Genomic DNA, 7,635 nt, shown 5'->3' on the forward strand with positions numbered 1-7,635 from the left:
TGGCGTATCTCCTTTGTTGATTTTTGTTCCCGCTAAGAACAATCAACAGAATACGCCACCTAATTTAATTTGTCATACACCACTTTCGACTATAACTCTCACGCTTTTCTGACAGCATGAAATCAATGGTATCGCCTTCCTTATCAACTGCACGATACAGATACACCCACTCTTTATATAGGTCTCGTCCATACGCCATGAAACACCAACAGGACGCTTGCATCGTTTGCGAAAAACCTCTCCCAGCTGAGGAGCGTATTTGATTACCCAGCGATTGATTATAGAATGATCCACACTTAATCCGCGCTCCAGAGCAAGTTCCTCAACATCACGGTAACTCAGTGCATAAGCAAGGTACCATCTTACCAGCATCAATATGATATCCTGCTTAGAATGCTTCCACTTGAAACTGAGCATCTGCCAAACTCCAGAAAAATTCAGCAAATCTATCAGAACATGAAATTTTATGCGACAAAACCGCGGGCGGTGCCCTGTCAAAACATGGGTGAAGAGCTTGATTGTAGATTCTCTTCGGAGCTTATAACGGGAGTAGCTAATCGCTCCTTGAGGAACATGATGTCTTTGGTTCTCACTTCAGATAAAGTGCTAAAGAAGTGCATGTAATTTCTGAGATCCCGGTCTCTTTTCCAATTTGGTTTTTTCATTTCGTCTAACTCATCTTTAGTCATATCTTTAGAATAAAATATACCAGCAACCATCGGGGTTCTGAAGAAAGTTTTTAATTCACTAACTACTTCATTATAGAAATTTAAGGTTCGTTTAAATACTGGTTCTGTAAAGGATATCTCAAAGCCATAGTTAAATGGGTGTTCAAGATCACAGTAATGCTGAGAAAAATGGGCGGGAATGCCTACAGCGAGTTCTTGCCAATCTTTATTTATGTCATCTCTCGATCGCATTGGGATTATTGGGTCGATGTAAGACCTTGCATCGTCATATTCCTGCCAAACCCTTACTAATGGTTCACAATCATAGTGTTTTTCTTGATAGGTCTTGTTTTTGAGTGTGTAAGTAACACCATTTATTTCGTGTTCACCTTGTTGATTTAGTAATGATATTCTTATTTTTTCACCTAGTTCATTTTGGGGTATACAATTGAGCATCATAGTGCACATATAGCGAGTATCTAATGCCCATAAAGCATATTGAAACGCAGTTATGTCTTTAAATGTTCTTCCAGAATAATCCGTCAAAGTTCCTTTTTCCATAAGTAGTTCAGGGTATCGTTTTAATATTTTTTCTGCATTGACCTGATTTCCATGAGCAACGCTTAATAATAAGGCATTAAGCAGTCGAGGGGGATGGAAGGTTGTATAAATATCATTTGAAGTTAACGAGAGGGCTGAGCGGCCTTGTTCACTGATGGGCATTATTGTTTGTTCTTCAGGGAGACAGTTTCCAATTTCATTAATTAATTCTGGGGGTAAAACACTCAATTGAATGTGGTCTGAGTCACTAAGATTATTTGACTTTTTTATCCAATCAGCTTCTGTTTCTGAATAATCAAAAAAGTCTTTGCAGATATTCATCCGTTTAAACGTCAAGCTATTTTGATTCACCTTATAGTAGGTCACATAATCCAAATTGTTTGCATCTTTTTTCGTTTGATTGATTCTATTACGCAACTCAGATATTTTTTCATCTACTGGCTGTACAATCCTGCTAAAAAAAGAAAGGCTCCTTATCGCAATAGCGCCTTGCCATGGGAGATTTTCATCTAGATATTGAAATAAAGAAGAATAAGGTTTCATGTTATCGACCTGGATAATTGTTTTCAATGAGTCCAATTGTACTTTATTTGATCTTAAGGGTCAATATTTGGCTCAAAGATGAAAACTGGTACCGCTACCGTCAGTTTTATTCAGAGTTTGGTGGAATCAGCGAGAGCGTTGATTACAGCATCAATAAAACCTTAAGTTGCCGTCATTACATGCGAGGCCATGCGCATTATCATTGCTCCAATCCCTCCTGTACCCATGAAAAGCGAGTTCACTTTAGTTGCAAAGACCGAGGCTGTAGTGCCTGTGGCAAAATCGCTACGGATAACTGACTGCAAAGGAATAAAGAAATTCTACCGCCCTGCCCCTGGCAGCACATTACCTTTACCATGCCCAAAGCCTTAAGTGATTTATTCCTGGTAAACCGCCACCTGCTGAATCAACTGCCCGCGCTTGCGGGAAAAATCCTCAATAAACTAGCCAAGGCAAAGGGACTTAAACTCGGCATCTTTATGGCCCTACATACCTTTGGTAGAACCCTCAACTGGCATGTACATCTTCACGTGTCTGTAACGCGAGGCGGATTAACAAAAGAGTTGCTCTGGAGAGGCCTGTTTTTCAAAAAGAATACCCTAATGACTATGTGGCGCTATACGCTCATTACTTTTTTAAGGACTCAGTATCAGCAAGGCGCCCTGACCAAAGCCCCTGAGATGGAAAACCAAAACATGGCCTCCATGCTGGCACAGCAATACGCTAAATACTGGCAAGTCCATTGTGCGAAGCCTCATAAAAACCCTAAAAAAGACATCGAATACTTAGGGCGTTACATCAAACGACCAGCCATTGCTAATTCTCGCCTGGTTCATTATAACGGCACGTCTCTGCTCTTTAAGTTCCTTAATCATCGCACCAAACACACTCAATACACTGAGCTGCACCCTTTTGATTTTATCACTCGATTTATTCACCACCTGCCTGAAAAAGGCTTTCGACTCATTCGATACTTTGGGTTTCTCGCCAATCGATTATGCGCTCAATTGCTACCTATCGTTTCATCTCTATTTAACCATCAGCCTACTCCGAAACAACGCTCATGGGCTTTGCGGGTCAAACACCAATCTGGAAACAACCCGCTCGATTGCATCCTCTGTAAACAGGCCATGCGATTGGCCTTCCTGCTCTTTAAATTATCTTCCAAGCAGCTGATGAAGTACACCTCTCAAATCGCTCTGCAAAAACCCATTCGTATCAATTAACGGGATTAATCCGCCTTTTTTTCAAATAAAAGACAACTACCTGAACATCGTGGACTTGAATTAAACCTTTCCCACCAAGATACACCGCTCCTTACGCTGCGAACGCAGATAAATTACCACAATCCAACTGTACAAAGTTACTCCTTTCTTCTTTTGAATTTCCTATAACCTCAAGTAGAATTTAATCCATTTGATTACGTCATTATGCCGTCATTGTTCAATAAATTTCGATGCCTCGCCACGAGGAACTGTTTAGATTATTATTGAAATTACAAAGACTTATAATATTGTGCACTTAGCCGAAGCATTATCTGCTTTTTTTAAACAATCGTTTGCTAAGCCATTAAATAAAGAAAGCTCTCTTAACGCTCTATTATGATGCAAAAGCTCAGTTCGTAGTGTTGTACCTTCGATTTTTCTTTTAGATTTATTCTCAACTAAATAAATTTCGTTCTTATCAGTAAGAGCTAAGCAAGTACTATTATAGTAAGCTACACAACATTTAACTGCTTTGCCATTTAAGGCAGTTAATTTTGTAGGCACTTTATTATTCACGCCACTTCCCCAGGCTAATAGCTTTTTTTGTGACGTTAAGGCAAAAGTAGCACTCTGACCTGTAGCTAACATAACAACAGACATATTTCTCAATGCTTGAATCTCTTGGGGTTTATGACACTCATCCTGAACAGCATATTCATCATCTAATCCTAACTGTTTATAACGATTGTAACCAAAAGCAAAGACTTTTTTATCACATAAACAAACAAAACTATGAAAATCATGTGCATAAATTTGCATCGCTTTTTTCTCATTAAAAAAAGTAATTTTTTTGGGTGCCGGGAATAATGTCTTTTCTGAATCATGCCCAAGTTGTCCGTACTCGTTATTACCCCAACCATAGATAAAACCTTCATTATCAATAGCTAAAACATGATAAGAGCCAACAGAAACTGCGATAATTCTGCGATCTGGTGTAAATTCGATTAACTGAGGAATAGACGTGTCATCTGTAGTACCATTTCCTAATTGTCCGTAGTCGTTTTTCCCCCAGGAATATAGTTTTCCTGTGGTTGTTAAAACATAATAAGCACCTGAGCGTGCATAAATTGAAGCAATAGTATCGTCTTGAGGAAGTCCCTCTACCTGCTCACTTTTTAAAGAGCTATAGGTATGAACTGCCCCATCAGACTTTAACATAAGATTGCAGGATTCATCACCACTTATGGAGACAACACCATTAAGTCGATGTGTTATTGTGTTGTCAGAAAAAAATAATCTGGATAATACTGATGTTTGTGAATCACACAATGAAATAGATTTTTTATGGATTATAAGGTTGGGAAACGTAGAAGCAACTGATATTTTTTTTTTCGCAACATGTTGGGCAATATCTAAAAAATCCCTCGATGATTGAGCAAATAAACCTAATTCTTTGGCTTGAAGAAAATCAGCTATAATATAAACAACATCCAGAGACACCTGTTGCTGATTTCCTGGCCCTCTAAGATCTATTTGTGTACTTTCTTCAAATACCTTCATCTTTGCTCCGTTACATAATACGATTTTATAAAAAACGCACAATCATATCATAAAAAAAACATTAGGAATGGTATTTTACACATTAAGATCCAATTTTAACCGTTCTGATAAATGCTAAATGACTGACCTATTTTGATCACAATAAAAAGTTAAATAGCAATCCCCAGCCCTTCTGATTCGATATCTGGTAAATCGTTTCGCTGAAGATTTATTTTCTTTAAATAACCCCTATTTTACTAACGACGTAACCTCTGTGATGACGGACTGTTCTTCGCTTACAATATCGGGACTAAAGCACTATAGCAAAAAAGATTACGGGGGTATTAGGAACAACAAAGCCAACTAACCTGCACGCATTTCAGCCTCAATGCCTATCAATCAAGTTTCTTCCATGCTATTGTTTTTTATTATATTTTGAATTTTCTCTGAATTGAATTATAAGGATATTCTATGGCTGGATTTTTTAATAATGCTATCGCTACTATAAAGGATGCACTCAACACACGCGCCCCGTTCACCTCATCGACCGGACATCGCAATGCTCAACGAAGTAATGCGGCCACAGAAGTAATCAGCTCGAGTTTAGAAGCATTTACTCCGGCAGCAATGATCCCCACAAAATTAGCGCAAGTTGCTATTTCAACATATTCATTCTTTCGTTCAGATACACATCTATCAGAAAAAACGATGCACTTACTCCAAGCCGGTCTTTCTGCAGCTCAACTGGCCCTTGCTATTACCATGCTATTTGAAAGTGCCCAATGCTCATCTTATGACAGTAATGACCTATGCAAAGCGGTCTTTTTGTGCCAACTTCTCTATCGTGGCACGCTGCTGACTGGCTGGATTCCCAGTGAATTCTCCAAAGATGTCTATACTTCGGTAGAGAATACCAATAATTCTGCACAAGCACAGGTTTAATGACAGTTACCGGGATGTATCAGAGCGCTTATTGTATCGTGGCATTGATGTAAGTTATGAAACAATACGCCAATGGTGTCTTAAATTGGGCGCACATTTTAAGAATAGGATCATTCTTGCAATACACATAACTACTGGTACAGTTCACGATTCTGTTCCCTATTTAGAGCAATTGGATAATGAAACTATCGCTGATAGAGCTTATGGTTCAGGGTACATTATTTCTTCTTTGAGAGATAAAAAGATAACTACCTATATTCCTTTGTTTAGCTCTCGAAGCGGAAGTTCTGAGAACAATATTATTCCAGGATTTCAGTATTCATTTATTATTACAAGGCATTTTTGATTTTTATTTAATCATATTTTTCAACAGGCCGCCCCATTTTCTTTCCTTTCTCATTGACTATAGGTTTGAATCTATATAGGATATGGCCTATAATAAAAAGGGGAGATCATGTGGTTAATAGAAACGACAGACACCTTTGATATCTGGTTTGATGCTTTAGATGATATAGATCGAGCTAATGTATTGGCATCAATGATCGTATTGCGAGAGAAGGGACCCATGTTATCCAGACCCTACGCAGATACGGTCAAAGGCTCTAGTCATAGCAATATGAAGGAGTTAAGAGTCCAAAGTCAGGGGGAACCTATTCGCGCCTTCTTTGCCTTTGATCCAAAACGGAGAGGTATTTTATTGTGTGCTGGCAATAAAACGGGAAATGAGAAACGATTTTATGAAGAGATGATCCCAATAGCTGATCGTGAGTTTACAGCTCATTTGAAAAAGTCAAATAAGGAGTAATTATTATGGCCAGAACTCTTGAACAAATTCTTGCAGTAGAAAAACCAGATGTGGTTAAAAAAGCTGAAGAGAAAGCAGAAGAAATGCTACTCAATATTCATTTGTCTGAACTTCGTGAGTTAGTGCAAAAAACTCAGGTAGATATGGCAAATGCTCTTGGTATAAAACAACCAACAGTCGCTGAGATGGAAAAACCTGGCCGTGATCTGAAATTATCATCTTTAAAGCGTTATGTTGAAGCAACTGGAGGAAAATTGCGCTTAGATGTGGAGCTGCCAGATGGTACTCATTATGGTTTTGCCATTTAACAACTTAATATTATGACATTAATACTTGCAGAAAGTAGTTATGATGATGGTTTTATTGTAGCGGATACTTTATTAACAGTGGTGCCTTCAATAGAATTTGAGGCGCCTTTTAATGGAAGGTTTCATGCTTTAAAAGCACACATTCTATCTGAGAAAGTGTGCATGGCTTTAGCTAATCTTCCCCTGATTTAAGGGACACTGATTTGTTAAAATAACTGTAAACAAAGAGGTATCTCATGTCTAAGAGCAACAGAAGTTACAGCAAAGGATTTAGGTATACCAGAGGCTAGACTCCATGGTTGGGTAAAAAAAGCTAAATTACATGGTGAAGTGTTAGCGCCAAGTGGCGAGCCAATTGATGTTGGCAAAATGGTTGATGAATTACGATAACTGAGAAAACAAGTTAGCCGCTTAGAGCAGGAGAAAGCGATATTAAAAAAGGCGGCGGCATGCCGTTCGCCCTCGGACGAAAAAACTGGCTCTTCTCCGCAAGTCCCCGTGGAGCACTCGCGACTACACTGCTTCAATAGCATCTCAAATAACGAATAGACTCACAACCCGTATTTCACCGAACGCTTACTAATAGAAGATAAAAATGATAAGGAGTATCGAATAATTAGTTATGAGATTATCAGTCCTCAAGGATGGAAATATTTCCCTGTCGGAATTGAAAAAGTTTTTTTTGAGTCACATGAAATTTCTCGGTAAATTAAAATTCATTTTCATTTCTAAAAGTGAAAAATATCCAGCTAACAAAAGTCCTGTCCAGGCTAACACACAGGAGGATATTAAAATGATGGTGAAGGAAGTTAAGTAGATACAAAACTGTTGTAACTGTAGCGATAAGATTTTATAACTACTCCCAAGGAAAACCACTCGCTCATAAAAATAATTCCTCCATACGAATAGTGCGTGTATTGCATGCGGCTCAACAATGGCCACTATCATGTTGAAGTCCTTCTGCTTAGAGAAGGAACTACTGGGATGCTCATGAATCCCCTCATTTTATATCACCCAATACATCGCACCAAAAGTCGTGCTGCTGCAGTAATTCACTGAATTTT

The 7,635-nt window shown here is 38.5% G+C and carries 6 protein-coding genes and 2 pseudogenes; 5 read left to right on the forward strand and 3 right to left on the reverse strand.

Annotation, left to right across the window (positions count from 1 at the left end):
• Nucleotides 1-97 precede the first annotated feature (97 nt).
• A pseudogene (locus ACQY7T_RS01020) lies at nt 98-417 on the reverse strand (IS6 family transposase); the annotation flags it as partial.
• 77 nt (nt 418-494) lie between these two features.
• Entirely contained in the window at nt 495-1,772 is a 1,278-nt protein-coding gene (locus tag ACQY7T_RS01025; protein ID WP_428410879.1) for a hypothetical protein, read from the reverse strand.
• A gap of 26 nt (nt 1,773-1,798) precedes the next feature.
• Between ACQY7T_RS01025 and ACQY7T_RS01030 the strand changes: the two are divergent.
• A pseudogene (locus tag ACQY7T_RS01030) lies at nt 1,799-2,998 on the forward strand (IS91 family transposase).
• A 279-nt stretch (nt 2,999-3,277) separates the two neighbouring features.
• Here ACQY7T_RS01030 and ACQY7T_RS01035 read toward each other — a convergent pair.
• A complete protein-coding gene (locus ACQY7T_RS01035; RefSeq protein ID WP_428410880.1) occupies nt 3,278-4,537 on the reverse strand; it encodes an RCC1 domain-containing protein in 1,260 nt (419 codons plus the stop codon).
• Nucleotides 4,538-4,987: 450 nt separating this feature from the next.
• On the opposite strand from ACQY7T_RS01035, the gene ACQY7T_RS01040 reads away from it, so the two are divergent.
• The 4 genes from ACQY7T_RS01040 (at nt 4,988) to ACQY7T_RS01055 (ending at nt 6,763) form a co-directional block, all read left to right on the forward strand.
• On the forward strand, nt 4,988-5,458 hold the full coding sequence (locus ACQY7T_RS01040; protein WP_428410881.1) for a hypothetical protein: 471 nt from the start codon (nt 4,988-4,990) through the stop codon (nt 5,456-5,458).
• Nucleotides 5,459-5,912: 454 nt separating this feature from the next.
• Complete coding sequence (locus ACQY7T_RS01045; protein WP_428410882.1) at nt 5,913-6,263, forward strand: type II toxin-antitoxin system RelE/ParE family toxin; 351 nt, start codon at nt 5,913-5,915, stop codon at nt 6,261-6,263.
• A 5-nt stretch (nt 6,264-6,268) separates the two neighbouring features.
• Entirely contained in the window at nt 6,269-6,571 is a 303-nt protein-coding gene (locus ACQY7T_RS01050) for a helix-turn-helix domain-containing protein (protein ID WP_428410883.1), read from the forward strand.
• A gap of 12 nt (nt 6,572-6,583) precedes the next feature.
• Nucleotides 6,584-6,763 (forward strand): hypothetical protein, encoded by a 180-nt coding sequence (locus ACQY7T_RS01055; RefSeq protein WP_428410884.1) that lies wholly within the window; start codon nt 6,584-6,586, stop codon nt 6,761-6,763.
• The last annotated feature ends 872 nt before the right edge of the window (nt 6,764-7,635 follow it).

The sequence above is a fragment of the Legionella sp. genome (assembly GCF_965140895.1).
Taxonomy (GTDB): Bacteria; Pseudomonadota; Gammaproteobacteria; order Legionellales; family Legionellaceae; genus Legionella.